Source organism: Runella rosea (assembly GCF_003325355.1).
Taxonomy (GTDB): domain Bacteria; phylum Bacteroidota; class Bacteroidia; order Cytophagales; family Spirosomataceae; genus Runella; species Runella rosea.
Genome location: NZ_CP030850.1, coordinates 884,727 through 901,379, shown reverse-complemented (window position 1 = coordinate 901,379; position 16,653 = coordinate 884,727). Strand labels below are relative to the sequence as shown.

Below are 16,653 nucleotides of genomic sequence, written 5' to 3'. Positions count from 1 at the left end.
TTAACAATTAACTGCGCGGCTCAACCCTTCGCGCTTCAGTACATAAATGCTTTCAACTCAAGACTTTCTTAAATTATATTCGGACGATGCCCTCGTCCAGATGATTATCAATCAGATTTCTGGTAAACAGCCCCACGTTCAGGTCAAAGGTTTGGCGGGTAGCTTAGATGCGGTGTTGCCAGCGGTGGTTTATCAACACCTTCCAAGGTTATGCCTATTGGTGGCCAATGACCGCGAAGAAGCCTCTTACTTTCAAAATGACTTGCAAAATCTGTTGGGGCGTGAAGTGTTGTATTATCCAACTTCCTACAAACGGCCGTATCATTACGAAGAAATTGAGAATGCGAACGTTTTGATGCGGGCCGAAATTCTGAATAAACTCAACGTGACCGCGCCGCAGGAATTGGTAATTGTGACGTATCCAGAGGCATTGTTTGAAAAAGTAATCAACAAACGTTCGCTGTTGTCCAATACGTTTTCGGTGAAAGTGGGCGAGCGGTTGGATGCTCAGTTTTTGCGAGAATTCTTATTGGGATACGACTTTGAGATTACGGATTTTGTGTACGAAGCAGGGCAGTTTTCGGTGCGAGGGGGAATTATTGACGTGTTTTCGTACGCGAGTGAGTATCCTTACCGGATTGAATTATTCGGTGATGAGGTGGAGAGTATTCGTTCTTTCAATCCCGAAACCCAACTTTCGGTGGAGAGCGTCAACCAAGTAAATATCATTCCCGATATTCAGAATAAACTCACGCTTGAAACCCGTGAATCATTTCTTAACTTTCTGCCTACCAACGCTTTATTGTGGTTTAAAGATGTGGAGTTGACGTTGGAAGTGATTGAAGAATGTTACGAAAAAGCCGAAAAGGCCTTTGAAACTGTCAAAAGTGGTGATATTCAAATGGTGGCCGACCCCAACCAAATTTTTGAAACTAGGCGTGGTTTTCTAAATCAGATTAAGACGTTTAAAACGATTGAATTTGGAAAACGTTTTTATTTTAAAGACACGAACTCCAAAAGCGAAGATGAATCGGGGTCATTGAACGGCCAGAGGAATGAGAATAAAATTTTGTATTCGTCCAAACCACAGCCTTCTTTCAACAAAGATTATAAACGACTGATTGACGATTTATCGGAGCGTCAGCACCAAGGATACACCAACATTATTGCGGCCGAGTCGCCCAAGCAATTGGAGCGTTTGGAGCGTATATTTGAAGAACTAGACCCATACGTGCGGTTTAGACCCATGAATGTGTCATTGCGCGAAGGATTTATTGATGAGCAACTTAAAATCGTTTGTTATACCGATCACCAAATCTTTGTCAGGTTTCACAAATACCACGTCAAAGAGAAGTTTAGCAAGTCAAAGGCGCTGACGTTGAAAGAATTAAAGTCTTTGAAGTCAGGCGATTATGTTACGCACGTCGACTACGGTATCGGGCGATTTGCAGGAATGGAAAAAGTAGATGTGGGCGGTCGGGAGCAAGAGGCGATCCGGCTCATTTACCGCGACAACGACATCCTGTTTGTGAGTATCCACAGTTTACACAAAATTGCCAAATATACGGGCAAAGAGGGCACCGCCATTACGATGAGTAAATTGGGCTCACCAGAATGGGAGAATAAAAAGTCGAAAGTAAAACGCCAGCTGAAAGACATTGCGCAGGAATTGATTGCGTTGTATGCCAAACGTCGTTCGGCCAATGGATTTGCGTTTTCTCGTGATACGTATTTGCAGGCAGAACTGGAATCGTCGTTTTTGTACGAAGATACCCCCGACCAAGCCAAATCAACCCAGGATGTGAAGGACGATATGGAAAAACCGCATCCTATGGACCGTTTGGTGTGCGGCGATGTGGGTTTCGGGAAAACCGAAGTCGCCATTCGGGCTGCCTTTAAGGCCGTTACGGATAGCAAACAAGTAGCGGTACTGGTGCCCACGACAATTTTGGCGATGCAACATTACAAAACCTTCAGTGAGCGTTTGGCCGATTTCCCGGCGCGGGTCGAGTACATCAACCGATTCAAATCCGACAAGCAGATCAAAGAAATACTGAAAGAAGTAGAGGCGGGGAGGATTGATATTTTAATTGGCACGCACCGTATTGTGAATAAAGACATCAAATTCAAGGACTTAGGGCTGCTGGTGATTGATGAAGAACAAAAATTTGGAGTGAAAGTAAAGGACCGATTGAAGGAAATGCGGGTTAATATTGACGTTCTGACGCTGACTGCCACGCCTATTCCCCGTACGTTGCATTTCTCGCTTATGGGCGCGCGCGATTTGTCGGTGATTGGTACGCCTCCGCCCAACCGTCAGCCAGTTACGACGGAGGTTCACGTTTTTAATGAAGTATTTATTCGGGATGCCGTCAGTTATGAATTGAATCGGGGCGGACAGGTGTTTTTTGTCCATAATCGAGTAAACGATATTGATACCATCGGTAATATTATCATGCGATTGGTGCCTGAAGCCCGCATAGGGGTGGCACACGGTCAGATGGAAGGCGAAAAGCTGGAAAAAGTGATGATGAAATTTATCGAAGGCGAATATGATGTGTTGGTCAGTACCAATATCATAGAATCGGGGATTGATATTCCCAATGCCAACACCATCATTATCAATTCGGCGCATTATTTTGGGATGTCGGATTTGCACCAAATGCGCGGTCGGGTAGGGCGGAGCAATCGCAAAGCATTTTGTTACTTATTGACCCCCCAAATCTCCCATTTAACCTCCGACGCCCGCAAGCGTTTGCAGACCTTGGAGGAGTTTTCGGAGCTTGGCGATGGTTTCAAAGTAGCCATGCGCGACTTAGACATTCGCGGGGCAGGAAACCTCTTGGGGGCTGAGCAAAGCGGTTTTGTCAATGACCTTGGCTACGAGATGTACCACAAGATTTTGGACGAAGCTGTGCAGGAGCTGAAGCAAACGACCTTCAAAGATTTGTTCGATTTGGGAGAGATTGCAGAGGTTGTCAGAACCGACTGCCAGATTGAAACTGACTTGGCCATTTTAATTCCTGACTATTATGTGAAAAATATTTCTGAACGTTTGTCGTTATATACTCGTCTGGACAACATCAGTAGTGAAGATGAGTTAAGTGCGTTTGGTGATGAGGTTACAGACCGCTTCGGTCCGCTCCCTGAGGAAGTGAAAGGTTTGATAGAGATGGTGAGAATCAGGTGGATGGCCGAAGCGCTTTTTATGGAAAAATTGACCTTGAAAAATAATACGTTGAAAGGATACTTCCTGACAACGGGCAACGACGCCTTCTTCCAGTCCGATAAATTTGGGCATATCATCAGCCACATTCAGCGCAATCCAAAACGTTTTTCCTTAAAAGACCTCAAAAACAGGTTGTTAGTGACTTGTTCAGAGGTGAAAAACATTTCCGAAATGCGGAAGGTTATGGAAGAGCTGACGATTGCTTAAAATATTTTTATCATTAGTTACTTTATTCTATCCCTCTGTAAAAAAGGCCATTTGAGCCTGTTCTTACGGAGGGTTTTTTATGTCCTGAAGGGTATTCTGCGTTCCCCATTTGTTAATTATGCTAAGCTTTTTAACTGAAATGTACTTTCTGGTTATCTTATTGATTGCTAGAGTGTAAAAGTTATATCTTGCTGGTTTTCTCGCTAAAAAATGGAAAGAAAGATGCCTTTTAACCGCTTGATAAGAATATGACATGATAGTCAGCACAACTCTTGTGAAAACATGGCTAAAGTTGTAGGTTGGATTTGCTAAGGCAAAAACGAAACCTCAATATTACCATGAAACCTTATGTTGATTTTCATACGCATACTTTTTTGAAAACCCATCTCAACGTAGATGAGATTCAAAACGCCAAGTCACCCTTTACAATACTGGATGTGGATATACCACTGAATGCCGATCAATTTGCCTTTAACGACGTGGTAGATTCGCAGGCAAGTTTTACGCAAATAGTGCAAGGAAAAGGCAATTTAGTTGTAGTATCACTGTTTCCCGTAGAGAACGCATATACAAAGGCAACGTTCATCAAGCTGCTTAAATTACTTACGAAGGATTTGAGTAAGAAACTCATCCAGACCATTGAAAAAGAGCAGATAAGTTACTGGGAGATTTTAATGCGGGAATTGGAACACGCCCTAAAATACCAAAATACCCTTCATGACGTGGAGGACAACGGGGTAAAACGTCAGGTTTCCTATAAATTCATCCACTCAATGGATGAGTTTGACGCTGGTCGTAATGATATTCTACACGTTATTTTATCAATAGAAGGAGGTCATGCTTTTTATGAAAACCCCCAGATACTCAATCAGAATCCTGCTAACATCATCAATCGTATCAGAGAGTTTAAGACGCCTACTGCTACTCGGCCACGTCTCAGCCACATTACTTTAGCGCATCATGCCCAAAATAGATTTGCCAATCAGGCCCATGCAATTCCTTTAGACTGCGCGGGCAAGGGCGGGGCTAATCCAGTGGGCGGATATAATCCTACAGGCTATGGATTGACGGAGGAGGGGAAAAATTTTGTTCGGGAGTGCTTGAGAGAGACCGATATTGAAAAACGTATATTGTTGGATATTAAGCATTTGAGTGTTATTGCGAGGGATGATTATTACAAATTAGTTGCAGCTGAGTTTCCCCAAACGCCGCTGATTGCTACCCACATGGGGGTTTCGGGATTTTCTGTAAGAAGCGCAAAATACGTTAAAGAAGGAAACTTAACGGACATTGTTAGGGGTATTACGGAATTTACGGACAAAAGATGTTATAAGGTACACTATAACCAAATTTTTGCTTTTGAGTTGAACCGCGACACTGTTTGTTTTAATCCGTGGAGCATCAATCTTTATGATGATGAGATTGTAAAAATTATAGAATCGGGTACTTCGGGCGGATTGATAGGATTGGTAATGGATGAGCGGATTTTAGGTAAAACAAAGTCGATTACCAATTACCACTCACCTGAGTTGTTTAGTAAAAAAACAAGAGATGACCGCAGGCCGTTGCTAGATGCACCGCTTTGTGTCAATGGTTATTTGCAGGGAGGAGTCATTGAAGATGATATTTTAGACATCAACACCGACCCTCGCAATGCACACGCCAATGGTATTTACTATTTCTTAAATAACTGGCTGCATATTGTTAAAATCGGAGGTGACGAAGCCTGGAAAAGTGTATGTCTAGGAAGCGATTATGACGGCTTAATCAATGCTTTGGATATAGCTCCCAAAGCCAATTTTATAGAGCGTTTTCGGCAACGACTCGCCGAAGAACTTCCCATCATTGCGGCGATTAAAGAGGTAGTTTTGCCCGCATCACCCGAAGATTTAGTAGATGCACTGTTGTTTGACAACGCGGTAGATTTCCTGAGAAAAAATTGGAAATGAAGGGTTTACTGTACTCTGTATCATTTTTTTACCCATCAGAAATATGAAAACTTCACAATTAATGACCTGGGCTGTCTTTATGCTGCTGTCGACTTCTGTCTATGGTCAGATGAATCCCAAAAAGCAAATTGTTAAGGATACAGTTGCTGTGTCTAAGGTCAGTCAGTTGGCGGATACTATTTTTAAAGAAGTAACAAAGAAGTATCCCATAAAGGAAAAGAACATTTCTTATGAGAAAGGAGATGCACGAGCAGTATTTGAAGCAAATAAAATGATATTGACGGCTAAAGAGGCCATCATTTTCAGAAACGAACTGGTAGGAAAAGATTCACTGTTAAATCTTCCCAACGGTGCCGTCAGAAAAAAAACAATTTCTGATGCTTTGGAAATGGCAGTATTTAAAAATGACGTTGATATATTGATTGATAGTCTTCGATTGATTGATACAGCTATAGAAAGCAATGAAATTGAGTTCAGAGTTGAAAGGATTGCGGAATATAAAGTGATTTATGAGGTTTATGAACGGTTTAAAGGATACATAGATCAACAGTTAAAGGGGCGAATTTCGGGGGATATTTATCTCAACGGGTTACTTAAAAACCTAGATATTGTCAAAAAACACATGAATTTATTGTTAGAAAATCAGTTTATTTTCTATCGGTATACCCCCACTTCAAAGCAGTTTGTTAAGAGTATTCACTTGTTCCACGACAATGATTTTTTACTATTTTCAAAAATGAATGAAGATAGAAATTATACGGGTGGATTTCGGTTTGAGTTTACGACCGATTACTTCAAAATGCGACTTTTTCGCCCCCTCAACAAAAACAACATTCTGAGTTATCAGAGTATTCTTCTGGGGGGAGAAGGCTATACTCCTTACATCCGATTTAAGGAGGATGAAGTGGAAAATGCAATGGGCATTCGGTTGGTAGTCAATCAAAACACTGGATATTTTGATCAAGCCTCGCAAGACTCAATCATCAAATACATGCGCGCCAGACAAACCCAGACAGACAGACCTTTTGCCTCATTTCAGTATATAGCTCGGGGAAAGTATCGCTTAAATTACCATGGTCACTGGCGTTCAAAAAGCTTTTTTAAAATCGGTACAATTGGCGGCAATATTGGGAGAAATCTGCAGGCCGCTATTCATCAGGATTTGACCCAAGGTTCTATTAAAGTATTGAATTGGGAAGACCAAATCGCTAACGGAGGTAGGCTGGCATTTAACATTGATCACCACTTTGATTTAATGCTTTTTTCTTCAGAAAGTACTGTTTTTGAGAAAGATAAATACCTGCGTGAATCAAATCGGAGCAAATGGCCAACGTTTCTGAATGTTTATGCGCCTTTAGAGGTTCACACAGGTACCGAATTGGATGCGTTGGGGGCGGGCCTTGGGCTATCGAACCGAAATTTCAAAGAAAAAAGTGGGACCAATGATTTGAAAATTGATGACAATAGGTCGCAGCCGATGCTTCAAAGATGGTATAATAATTTTAGCGCGTCATCTGAAATACGATACCGTTATGTACTTCATAATACGATGCTTGAGGGTTTGGGATGGGGAAAAACTTGGCAAGATGATATATACGATGACGAAGCACCTACGAAATACACATTGAGAAAAAATGAAGTAAACAGACACCTGTGGACTTGGGACGTTTTTGCAGGATTTAGATTCAATAAAGTCTCTATTTATTACATGAGGACAATGATCTTAAATAAAGAATTTAAGAAAATGATTTTAAACGCAGAAACTCCCGATAGCGCAGGAAAACCTTACGGTTGGGGCAGAATCGGTTTTAATTTTCTGCTGTAGCGCCCTCAGATGCTTTATCAAAACACTTACTGATAAATATTTCCCATTCAAAGGGCTTATATTCAACTGCAAAGTGATAGGTCGGATAAGTCAATAGCGTCATTTACAGAAAATTAGTGCCCAATGACTAAGGGCATTATTCAATCACCCAAACTTTTATTTTTAAAATTTTTCTTTCTGTTTATTTGTACTTAGTCTAAATAATGCAGAAGTTTGCGGCATCATTCACCATTCAGCTCAAAAACAATGCGCAAAAATTTGTTACGTTTTATCCCCATCAGTCTTTTAGTCGCGGTGTTGGCTTCGTGCAATACTGAAGATACCGCTACTCCGCAACTTCGCACCTCGATTGATTATGCCGCGCTTACCCCAACTACGCCATACAGTAGCCTTTTTGTAGACAACAGCGGTGCAACGACCGTTGACTTTAGCAACGGAAACAACCGTTATAAAATGTTTCAGGCGCTTAATACCTATATCAGTTCGGCCATCAGTGGCAACCGACAGATTGACGCAGCGGTACTGAAAAATATGTACGCAAATACGGGAAATGCCTTTGCCGATAGCACTAAATTGAACACGTCGGGCGTCCAGCTACGCAGCATTACGGCCTCGTCTTGGGCGGCGACTGAAGCGGAAAAAGTAAGAGCATTTATCGAATCCAATTTTACGGCCGTGGCCGAAGCCAGCAAGTCGGTGACTACGGTTGCAGCCAAAGGCAAAGCAGGTAAACTCGGGACGTATCTAGTGGATGAAAAAGGAATTGAGCCGATTCAAATCATTCAAAAGTCGCTTATTGGCGCTTTACAGTACGATTATATCGGAAATGTGTTGTTGACCAAAGGACTTGATGCCGATAATTCTACGTTGGTAACGGGCAAGAATTATACGCAATTAGAGCAAAATTGGGACGAAGCCTACGGTTTATTGACCTTGAATCCCATTTACCTGAACGGTTCTACGGATGATAAAAGAGGCACCACCGAATTTGCCCTCGGGTCGTACATTTGGGAATATAACAAAGGTGCGTATGCACAAATTTATCCTGCTTTTCTCAAAGGTCGGGCGGCCATTGTAAATAATGACAAAGCCGAGTTGAAAAAGCAGGCTGACCTAATTAAAGCAGCCATAGAAAAAGCCATTGCGGCGTCGGCAATAGGTTATTTAGGGCCAAAATACGTAGCGGCTCAAACCGATGCCGCCCGTGCTCATGCCATTGGCGAGGGACTCGGTTTTATCTACTCGCTGCGTTTTGCTACCGTCAATGGCGCCGATGCGACTTTCTCGGATAACATCTTGAAAGCGTTGATTTATGATGCACCAAATGGTTTTTGGGACTTGACCCCGACCAAATTGTCGACGGCCTCAGACGCTATAAAGGCGAAATTTAAGTTGTAAACATTTTCTTAGACACACTGTTTTTATGTGAGAAGGGTTGAGAACAAGTGATTGTTGTCGGCCCTCCAATTTCATTTTAAATTCCAAATTGTGCAATGATAACTTTCAAACAGCTAGCCATTAAATTTAGCATTGTTTGTCTTTTCGGTGGCCTGCTTTGGGCGTGTGGCAAAGACAGTTCTACCACCGAACCCGAAGGCGACAAGGATGCAAAAGATCGACAAGCATTATTGACGAATTTGGCCGATAATATCATTTTGCCATCCTACGCCAATTTTAAAACCAAACTGGATGTGATGGTGACAAAATCGCAGGCTTTTTCGGCCAAACCCGACGTGGCTACCTTGACCGAATTTCGCTTGGCGTGGACGGATGCCTATGTTGAATGGCAAAAAGTAGAATTGTTTGATGTGGGACCCGCCAACCGAACCGCCATTCGCAATTATTACAATATTTATCCAGTCAGCGTGGCAGGAATTAATGAATACATCGCTGACCCTTCAATAAATTTGGAAGTGGCATCGTCGTACGACAAACAGGGGTTTCCCGCTTTGGATTATTTACTCAACGGCGTTGGTGCTACCGACGCGCAGGTAGTGGCTTATTATACTGCCGCAACGGAAGGACCTAAACGTTTGGCGTACATCAAACGCATTACCGACCACATGACGTCATTGCTGACCAAAGTGATTACGGACTGGAATAGCAGTTATAAAACAGAATTTACCACCAAAACTGGCCTCGACATCGGCTCGCCAATGGGGGAATTGGTAAATGGCTACGTGCTTCATTATGAGCGTTTTATTCGTTCTGGAAAATTCGGAATTCCTTCTGGGGCTATGCTCAATGGCGTGGTAGCTCCCGAAAAAGTAGAGGCTTTTTACAAAAAAGATATCTCTAAACAATTGGCTCAGGCGGCCCATCAGGCATTTGTAGATTTCTTCAATGGGAAAAGCGTAACGACTGGTCAGGAAGGGCCAAGTCTGAAAACCTATCTCAATGCCCTCGGGGCTAAAGATAGCAGCACGGGGATGTCGTTGGCCGAAATCATCAATAAACAGTTTCAGACGGCCAATCAAAAAATAACTTCCTTAAAACCGAATTTATACGAAGAAGTAAAAACCAATAATACCGCCATGGTGCAGGTATATACCGAAATGCAAAAAGCTGTTCGTATGTTGAAAGTGGACATGACGGCCGCAATGAGCATCGTGATTACCTATACCGACAACGACGGTGACTAAAGCGTGAAGGGTTATTTTAACAAAACAACATCGGCAGCGCCTTTGGCGGGATTTAGAATTGCATTCGGATTGATGCTCTTCGGGGGCATTGTACGCTTTTGGAGAAATGGCTGGATTGAGACGTTGTACGTTCAACCGAGCCATTTTTTTTCTTTTTATGGGTTTGAATTTGTGCGCCCCGTGGGAGAATATACCTACGTTTTGTTTGCCATTTGCGGTGTTTCGGCCCTTTTGGTGGCCATTGGCTTGTTTTATCGTTGGTCCGCCATCAGCCTTTTTGTGAGTTTTACCTACATCGAACTCATTGACAAAAGCACGTATCTTAACCACTATTATTTTACGAGTATCGTTTGCCTTTTGTTGATTTTTCTGCCTTCTCACGCTTATTTTTCGTTGGATGCGTATCGGCGGAGGACGCTTTTGGCTGATTCTATCCCGCTTTGGTGTGTAGATTCGCTTAAACTTTTTGTGGGAATATTATACTTTTATGCAGGATTAGCGAAGCTAAACAGCGATTGGCTATTGCATGCACTGCCTCTGCGAATCTGGTTACCTGCAAAAAATGACTTGCCCATTTTGGGTTTTCTATTCAATTATGATTGGATTCCGTACGTATTCAGCTGGTTTGGGTGCCTGTATGATTTGAGCATTCCGTTTTTGCTTTGGAACCGCAAAACTCGCCCGTTCGCTTACGCTGCTGTGGTTGTTTTTCACACGTTAACGGCCATTCTTTTCCCTATTGGTATGTTTCCTTACATTATGATGGTGACGGCGTTGATTTTTTTCTCGGCCGAATTTCACCAGAAAATCATTGAGCAGCTCAACCGTTGGTTTTCGGTGCCGACTACCTTTCTCAGGCCTGCAAAAACCTATGACTATCCACCCATGCTTAAGTCGTTTCTCCTCGCGGGATTTTCGATTTTCTTTATCATTCAATTGTTAATGCCGTTTCGTTATTTGCTATACCCAGGGGAGCTTTTTTGGACCGAAGAAGGTTATCGTTTTTCCTGGCGTGTGATGCTGATGGAAAAAGCCGGGTATGCGCAATTTACGGTAAAGGATGAGGTAGGAAATCTGGCTGTGGTGAATAATAGCTTGTTTTTGACCCCTTTACAGGAAAAAATGATGTCTACCCAACCAGATATGCTGTTGCAATACGCGCACATTTTGCGGGATGAATACACCAAAAAAGGTTTTCGCAATCCGCAAGTATATGTGGATTCGTACGTGGCGCTCAACGGCCGCTTGGGGAAACCCTTGGTAGAACCCACCGTTGACTTGGCCCAAGAGCAGGATTCTTTTAAACATAAAACGTGGATTACCTCATTTGATGACAATATTACGGGCTTTTAGCGCAGCAATGTGCCTACTTATTTCAACGACGGTCGTTGCACAGTTTCAACTTACTGGTCGAATTTTGGCGCGGCAAGATAGCGCCGCCATCAAAGGCTGTTCGGTGTATCTTTTGAACGGAAAGCTGACGGCTTCTACCGACCAAAATGGGTTTTTTACCTTCAACAACCTACCCGCTGGCAACTACGAATTACAGACGGAATGTGTTGATTTTAAAACCGCCAAAATCTCCGTTACCATTGCGAATCAAAACCATTTTGTCATGCTTTTGGTGGCGGGGCGGAGTGAAACCCTTAATGAGGTGATTGTGACCGAAAAGCAGGCTGATTTTGGCTTTACTCGGATGAGGAGCGTCGAAAGTATGGGAATTTACGAAGGAAAAAAGTCGGAAGTTATTATTCCTGAGCAACTTGTGGCGAATCTCTCTACCAACAATGCCCGTCAAATCTACGCCCGGGTAGCGGGACTAAATATATGGGAAAACGAAGGTGCGGGCCTTCAACTTAGTATTGGTGGCCGTGGCCTTGACCCAAACCGTAGTTCCAATTTCAACGTTCGCCAAAACGGCTACGACATCAGCGCCGACGCGCTGGGCTATCCTGAAAGTTATTATACACCTCCCATCGAAGCCGTCGGACGCATTCAAATTGTGCGCGGAGCGGCGTCGCTTCAGTACGGTACGCAGTTTGGCGGGCTGCTCAATTTTGTTATGAAAAAGCCCGTAGCAGACCGCAAATTGGAAGTGGTAGCGCGGCAAAGTATCGGTTCTTTTGGGTTTTATAATGCCTTTACGAGTGCGAGCGGAACGGTGGGGAAAGTAAGTTATTACACCTTTTTTCAGTATAAGCAGGGCAACGGCTGGCGGCCCAATTCCCATTTTAACAACTACACGCTGTTTGCAGACGTTGATTATAAATTGTCGGAAAAATCCACCATTGGCGTAGACATTACGCACATGGACTATCTGGCGCAGCAGCCGGGCGGACTAACTGACCAGATGTTTCGCCAAAACCCCCGCCAAAGCAACCGCGAAAGAAACTGGTTTAAAGTCAATTGGAATCTTTTTGCGCTGCATTTTGACCATAAATTCAACCCCAAAAATGAGTTTAATCTGCGAGCTTTTGGGCTCTCAGCCGCCCGTTATTCGCTGGGCTTTCGTCCAAACCGCGTGGCAAGTGTTGATGACAACAGTGAGCGCGATTTAATCAAGGGAGATTTTACCAATTGGGGCCTCGAAGCCCGTTTTTTAAAGCGTTATTTCTTTGGCAAAAAACAAGGTGTTTTGTTGGTTGGGAGTCGCTACTACCACGGTTTCAACCACAGCATTCAGGGCTTAGGAAGCAAAGGAAAAGACGCTGATTTTACCTTTACCGACGATCCGCAAACCATTGCCTCCGATTATGAGTTTCCGAACCAAAACGTTTCGGGTTTTGTGGAAAATATCTTTTATGTAAATGACAAATTATCCATTACACCAGGACTTCGCTACGAGTACATATATACCACGGCGGCGGGTTTTTACGGAACGATTCAGCGCGATTTGGCGGGAAATATCATCACTTCGACCCGCACCAACGAAACCCGTACCAACGGTCGTCAATTCTTGCTTGGTGGAATAGGTGTGAGCTATAAGCCTGTCAGTCAGCTGGATATGTACGCCAATATTTCGCAAAACTACCGTTCAATAACCTTCAGCGATATGCGAATTACCAATCCATCGTCGGTGATTGACCCTAATTTGCAGGATGAAAAAGGCTATTCGCTGGATGCAGGTATTCGGAGTGTGCAAACAACGCTGTACAATTTTGACGTTAGTGCATTTTATTTGAATTACAACAACCGCATCGGTGAAGTGCAATTTTATGATGAGAGCCAACGCGTGTTGCGTCGTCGTGGAAACATCGGTCAGGCGGTTATTTATGGGCTAGAATCCTATGCCGAAGCAGATTTTCTGCGGATGTTACAGCCCCAAAATGCGAATATCAGCGGTGTACTATTTGCCAATGTTGCGGTCATTAAATCTTCTTATAAGGCCAGCGAAATTACGGCCGTTGTTGGAAAACAAGTGGAGTTTGTTCCCAAAATCAACCTCAAAAGCGGTCTACGTTTAGGCTATAAACAGTTGAAAGCATCCTTTCAATATACCTATCTGTCGGACCAATTTACGGAAGCCACCAACGCCATAGATGGGGGCGTTTCGGCGGTGGTGGGGCTTATCCCTGCGTATGATATCATGGATGTGAGCTTATCGTATGCTTTCCGTCAATTCCGCATTGAAACCAGCATCAACAACCTCGCCGATAAGGCCTACTTTACCCGCCGTGCCACTGGCTATCCTGGGCCGGGCATTTTGCCTTCCGACGGCCGCAGTTTTTATGTGACCTTGCAGGCGAAGTTTTGAGAATTGTGGGTCGTAATAGGTTGAAGTAGATGAGCATAAATCTTACCGTGAGATAATTCTTTCCAAATTCCACTGAGATTTAATATTAAAGCCAGCCAAAATACTCGGCAAGTCGGTCTTTGTTTAAACGAGAAACTGGAATAGAAACCCCATTGGTCATGATCACATAAGCGCCTTCTCCTTTGACAAATTTTTTGATGTGGTTGAGATTGATTAAAAACTGACGATGGACACGCAAAAATCCCCGTTCTTCCAGCAGTTCCTGTACTTCTTTGAGCGATTTGGTCACCAGATAGAACTGCCCTTCCGAGATATAAAACTTGGTATAATTGTCGTCGGACTCGCAATAAACAATCTCAGACAGATTTACAAACGCTACACCGTTTTGGTAGGGTAGGGCTATTTTATCGGGAAAAGTTTTGGTGGTATTGGAAAATTGGCTTTTCAGATGACTGACTTGCTCTTTGGAGGTTTGTTTTTGTTTCTCAATTTTATGGATGGCCTGCATCAACTCGTTGCTGTCGATGGGTTTGAGCAGATAGTCCAAAGCGCTATACCTGAAAGCTTTTAGCGCAAACTTGCCATAGGCCGTGACAAAAATCAGCGCAAACGGAATGGCTTCCACGGCTTCCAACACCTGAAATCCGTTCATTTGGGGCATTTCAATGTCCAGAAAAACCACATCAGGACGGTGTTCTATGATGGCCGCCACGCCTTTGATGCTACTGATACAAGTGGCTACGATTTCAACTTGCGGGCATTTTTGATTCAGCCGAATGCTGAGAAGTTCTACGGCGTCTGGTTCGTCGTCGATGATAATTGCTCTCATATTCAAATAGGGATTTTTACTGTTACTTTGGTACCCACGACCTCATTTCTCCTATTTATGAGGTCAATAATTTCCACTTGGTTGTTTGTATTATAAAGTTGATTGATGAGCGCAATGCGCTCAGCGGTTACTTTCATGCCAAAAGACTTGTTCTGAGTGGCTGACTTGCTCTTGAACTCCGCCGCTTTTTGGCGCCCGATACCATCATCGCTAATGTCGATGCGCAGTAAATGGGGATTGGGTTGGGTTACTTCAATGCGCACGGTTCCTCCCTCGTCTTTGTGCATCAGGCCGTGCCAGATGGCATTCTCGACAAAAGGCTGCACCAACAGCGGCGGAATTTGGATATATGTCTGGTCGATTGTGGCCTCAAAATAGATTTTATATTTGACTTTACCTCTAAAACGCATAGTTTCCATGTCAAGGTAAAGTCGCAGGGTTTCCAATTCGTTTTCGAGGGTCACCTTCTCGGAACGGGAGTTTTCCAAGACCAGTCGTATCAACCTTGAAAACTTAGTGAGGTATTCAGTGGCTTTTTCGGTGTTGTTTTGGATGGTATATAACTGGATGGAATTCAGGCAGTTAAAAATAAAATGCGGGTTCATCTGCGCCCGTAGGGCGACAATTTCGGTTTGTGCAATCTGATGATGAAAATGAATGCGCTCTTCTTCCATTTTTCTTTTTATATCCAGCTTATCCTTCTGTTCAAATTTTGCCCGCTCACTGAGTGCCAGCGATAAAAATAAAAGTTCGAAGAGAAAACCTATGCCGTAAATGCAGGCTGGTGTAGTCAGAAGGGAGTCATAATCGGTCTGTCCGAAAGTATCAATACAGACCGCCCAAATGGAAAAAACGATTAAACAAATTGAGCCGCAGACAATGTATGATTTTTGGGGGATTTTCAGAAAAAAACTGCTGATCAAAACCGCCAGAAACCAAAATTGAACAATAAAGAACAATCGGTCGTCGATAAAATCGGACCAGGTTTCTGGAAAAAGCCGTACCAACACAACGGTGACGACCAACAAAAAAACAATGCAAAAACAAAGACCAACGGTGGCTTTGTGTAAAAAAGGAGCATTGGTTTTGAAATTAAAAAAGGTACTGAAAAAAAGAACATAGCAAAGCAAAATGAGGTGTTGTACGGGTATGATCAAACCGATAAAAGGCAATTGCGGAAAAACAAAGAGGTAGTCAGACATCATGAGAAAAAAAAGGGCATTGCAACTTAAATAACAGCCCCACCATAAGTAAATAGCTTGTTTGTTTAAAAAAAACATGATGTACCCGAATACGGAAAGAAATACACTCACACCCAACACAAACCATAAAAAGCCCAAATTGAATCGTTGTGCATACATTTGTTCATTTTGTGATTTTACAATGGCTGGGGCACTGATGAGGGTTGGGATGAAATCAATCGGAAACAATGAATCATCATGATTCAGCCAGTAGATGTGCCCCGTGTTGGGTGGCAGCGACAAGGGAAATGCAAATTTTTCGTACATGAATTTTTGCAATGGTACCTCGTGCAGAGGGGCGTTTTGAGTAGGTTGCCAATCGCCCGTAAATGATTCGAACTTCAAATAGAAATGGTTTTGACCGTCAACCTCCAACATCATCTTTAAAGTATCTTTTGGGTGTGTATTTTGAATGGAGAATCGAATAAAAGCGATGTCTTTCAGGCTGTCAATGGCAAATTGTTGAGTATTGGTGTTTACAAAAGGAGCATATTTTATGGCTTCAAACACTGTTTTTTGGGTCGGGGATTTTTTCCAAAAGGCCATAAAATGTCCAATGAAAACGGGCTGTGTGATGGAATCTACATTGTTTAAACGGAATACCCTCGCCGCAGGGCTTTCCCATGCGGGAAACTGCGCATGGGTGATATTTGCAAAAAAAAAGAATATCAAGGTCCATCGACAAAGCCTAGGGACTGTTTTATGTTTCATACGGGTAATTCTCTATCATAAAGGATGCCCCCACTGATGACGAGTAGATGGTAAGCCATCCTCAATGATAGGAATAATGTTGAAATAAACGTTGAGATTATCCGCTAACAGCCCGAAATAATGGGCGAACGGGAGAATTGAACGGGTTGGGGCAAAACTAACAAAAATGATAATGGTAGACCGTTTAGTCAATGACCCGGTATTTCTGGCTGCTCACCCTTTAAAATACACCACTCGCAGGTAGGTGGTGGAAGAGGTGTAAGGAA

9 protein-coding genes are annotated in these 16,653 nt (G+C 43.1%); 7 read left to right on the top strand and 2 right to left on the bottom strand.

The genetic code is table 11. The annotated features are described in order from the left end of the window. Nucleotides 1-46 precede the first annotated feature (46 nt). The 7 genes from mfd to DR864_RS03850 all read left to right on the top strand — a co-directional run bounded on the left by mfd (nt 47) and on the right by DR864_RS03850 (nt 13,606). Nucleotides 47-3,436: a transcription-repair coupling factor gene (gene mfd, locus DR864_RS03880; protein ID WP_114065718.1), complete on the top strand. Its 3,390-nt coding sequence runs from the start codon at nt 47-49 to the stop codon at nt 3,434-3,436. A 338-nt stretch (nt 3,437-3,774) separates the two neighbouring features. Next, entirely contained in the window at nt 3,775-5,385 is a 1,611-nt protein-coding gene (locus DR864_RS03875) for a membrane dipeptidase (RefSeq protein ID WP_114065717.1), read from the top strand. Nucleotides 5,386-5,428: 43 nt separating this feature from the next. After that, complete coding sequence (locus DR864_RS03870; protein ID WP_114065716.1) at nt 5,429-7,210, top strand: lipid A-modifier LpxR family protein; 1,782 nt, start codon at nt 5,429-5,431, stop codon at nt 7,208-7,210. Between the two features lie 246 nt (nt 7,211-7,456). Beyond that, nucleotides 7,457-8,608, top strand: a complete 1,152-nt coding sequence (locus DR864_RS03865) for a DUF4856 domain-containing protein (RefSeq protein WP_114065715.1) — start codon at nt 7,457-7,459, stop codon at nt 8,606-8,608. A gap of 95 nt (nt 8,609-8,703) precedes the next feature. Beyond that, the gene (locus DR864_RS03860; protein WP_114065714.1) at nt 8,704-9,852 is read left to right on the top strand and encodes an imelysin family protein; all 1,149 of its coding nucleotides are present in this window, start codon (nt 8,704-8,706) and stop codon (nt 9,850-9,852) included. A gap of 3 nt (nt 9,853-9,855) precedes the next feature. Then, nucleotides 9,856-11,205, top strand: coding sequence for an HTTM domain-containing protein (locus DR864_RS03855; RefSeq protein WP_114065713.1), 1,350 nt, complete (start codon nt 9,856-9,858; stop codon nt 11,203-11,205). Nucleotides 11,206-11,212: 7 nt separating this feature from the next. Next, complete coding sequence (locus tag DR864_RS03850; protein ID WP_229599514.1) at nt 11,213-13,606, top strand: TonB-dependent receptor; 2,394 nt, start codon at nt 11,213-11,215, stop codon at nt 13,604-13,606. An 85-nt stretch (nt 13,607-13,691) separates the two neighbouring features. Here the strand turns inward: DR864_RS03850 and DR864_RS03845 are convergent, their stop codons facing one another. Continuing rightward, nucleotides 13,692-14,435, bottom strand: coding sequence for a LytR/AlgR family response regulator transcription factor (locus DR864_RS03845; RefSeq protein ID WP_114065711.1), 744 nt, complete (start codon nt 14,433-14,435; stop codon nt 13,692-13,694). Between the two features lie 2 nt (nt 14,436-14,437). Then, nucleotides 14,438-16,387 carry a histidine kinase gene (locus DR864_RS03840; RefSeq protein WP_114065710.1) on the bottom strand — a complete coding sequence of 650 codons (1,950 nt, stop codon included), beginning with the start codon at nt 16,385-16,387 and terminating at the stop codon, nt 14,438-14,440. Nucleotides 16,388-16,653: the final 266 nt, after the last annotated feature.

Bases quoted from the DNA above. Each gene is read 5' to 3' on its own strand.
- DR864_RS03870 (WP_114065716.1), top strand. From the start codon at position 5,429: ATGAAAACTTCACAATTAATGACCTGGGCTGTCTTTATGCTGCTGTCG.
- DR864_RS03850 (WP_229599514.1), top strand. From the start codon at position 11,213: ATGTGCCTACTTATTTCAACGACGGTCGTTGCACAGTTTCAACTTACT.
- DR864_RS03865 (WP_114065715.1), top strand. From the start codon at position 7,457: ATGCGCAAAAATTTGTTACGTTTTATCCCCATCAGTCTTTTAGTCGCG.
- mfd (WP_114065718.1), top strand. From the start codon at position 47: ATGCTTTCAACTCAAGACTTTCTTAAATTATATTCGGACGATGCCCTC.
- DR864_RS03875 (WP_114065717.1), top strand. From the start codon at position 3,775: ATGAAACCTTATGTTGATTTTCATACGCATACTTTTTTGAAAACCCAT.
- DR864_RS03860 (WP_114065714.1), top strand. From the start codon at position 8,704: ATGATAACTTTCAAACAGCTAGCCATTAAATTTAGCATTGTTTGTCTT.
- DR864_RS03845 (WP_114065711.1), bottom strand. From the start codon at position 14,435: ATGAGAGCAATTATCATCGACGACGAACCAGACGCCGTAGAACTTCTC.
- DR864_RS03840 (WP_114065710.1), bottom strand. From the start codon at position 16,387: ATGAAACATAAAACAGTCCCTAGGCTTTGTCGATGGACCTTGATATTC.